This is a genomic window from Micromonospora foliorum, assembly GCF_022229015.1.
Taxonomy (GTDB): domain Bacteria; phylum Actinomycetota; class Actinomycetes; order Mycobacteriales; family Micromonosporaceae; genus Micromonospora; species Micromonospora foliorum.
In genome coordinates, this window is sequence record NZ_JAKKFF010000523.1 from 1 (window position 1) to 1,582 (window position 1,582).

2 protein-coding genes and 1 pseudogene are annotated in these 1,582 nt (G+C 72.9%); all 3 read right to left on the minus strand.

Annotated elements, in window-relative coordinates; translation table 11 throughout:
• Positions 1-512: pseudogene (locus PSH25_RS29235) on the minus strand (ATP-dependent DNA ligase); the annotation flags it as partial.
• Between the two features lie 92 nt (positions 513-604).
• Positions 605-811 (minus strand): hypothetical protein, encoded by a 207-nt coding sequence (locus PSH25_RS29240; RefSeq protein ID WP_030488220.1) that lies wholly within the window; start codon positions 809-811, stop codon positions 605-607.
• A gap of 77 nt (positions 812-888) precedes the next feature.
• Positions 889-1,582, minus strand: a 694-nt coding sequence (locus PSH25_RS29245; RefSeq protein WP_238662083.1) for a M20/M25/M40 family metallo-hydrolase, incomplete at its 5' end; no start/stop codon positions are given.

The window sequence follows — 1,582 nt, forward strand, 5'->3', positions numbered from 1 at the left end:
CCGCCCAGAGAGGAAACCGCTGCGGCCCGGAGAGCACCGGCGAGCAGGAGCGCCCGGCGGACCGCCTCCACCGGCACGTCGGCGGCCCGGGCCACCGAGTACGCGAGGAGCCCGGCCTGGGCGCCCTGGCGCAGCTCGCCGCTGAACAGGCCGGTGAGCAGTCGCTGCTCATCGGCCGTCGCCGCCGCGTAGAGCGCACCGAGCAACGCCCGACGCCGGGCCTGCGAGCCCGAGCCGTGCACCGCGGCGATCTGCGCGACGGCCGCGTCCACGGCGGCCACCGTCAACGTCGGCTCGGCGGCCGGTGGTGGCAGGTCACGCAGGCTCGCGTAGCCGACCCCGGTCTGCCGTTGGCGCAGCTCACCGGCGAGATAACCGGCGCCGGCCTCGACCTCGTCAGGGTCAAGCCGGCGCAGCGCGTCAGCGAGCAACTCCACCTTGGCCCGTCGGCCGCTGGTGGCGCCGACGGCGGCGGAGGTTGCTGCCAGATCGAGGAACCGCACGCAGCTCATCCTGCCAGTCACCTCCGACACCGCCCGGGCATTGCCGTGCCCGGGCGGTGTCGGCAGGGTGCCGCCCGCTCACGCGGACGACGGGTCAGGGCCTAGGCGGAGATGGGCTCCTCGATGCGCAACCCTCGGGCGCGGACCTCGCCGGCGACCCGCGAGAGCACCGAGTCGAGGGCGACCAGTGCGGCGGAGAGCTCACCGAGCTGTTCGTTGAGCGTGTCCTCGGACCACGCGGAGACATCGACATCTCCCAGTGCGCTGACAGCGGCCCCCAACCGGGCCATCACCTCGTTCGTACTCATGTACGAAAGGCTATAACAGCTGACCATCCGACACGCCGTAAACTCCCAGATCAGGCCCAAAGTTGCCGTTCTGACGCCTAACTGCCGGCCGCCGCCACATTGCGCAGGAGCAGCGCCTCGGCGAGGCAGACCCGGGCGAACTCCCCCAGGTGCAGACTCTCGTTCGGGCCGTGCGCGCGGGCGTGCGGGTCCTCCACACCGGTCACCAGGATCGCCGCCTTCGGGAACATCTCCTGGAAGGTGGCGATGAACGGAATCGAGCCGCCGACGCCGATGTCCACCGGGTCGGTGCCGTCCCAGGCGGTCCGGAAGGCCGAACGGGCGGCGTCGAACATCGGGCCGGACGCGTCGATGACGCACGGGTCACCGTCGTGTTCGAAGGTGACCGTCACCTGGGCACCCCACGGCGCGTGCTGCTCCAGGTGCGCGCGCACCGCCGCGTACGCCCGCTTGGGGTCGTCGCCCGGGGCGAGGCGGATGCTGAGCTTCGCCTTCGCGGCCGGGACCAGGGCGTTCGGTGCCTCACCGGTGGACGGCGCGTCGACGCCGAGGATGGCCAGCGCCGGCTTGGTCCAGAGCCGGTCGGTGATCCGGCCGGTGCCGATGAACTGCACGCCCTCGGCGAGCCCAGCCTCGGCCCGGACCCGGTCCTCGGGGTAGTCGACGGTGGCGCCCTCCCGGCCGACCAACCCGTCCACGGCCACGTCACCGGCGTCGTCGTGCAGCGTCGCCAGCAGCCGGACCAGCGCGGTGAGCGCGTCCGGCACGGCG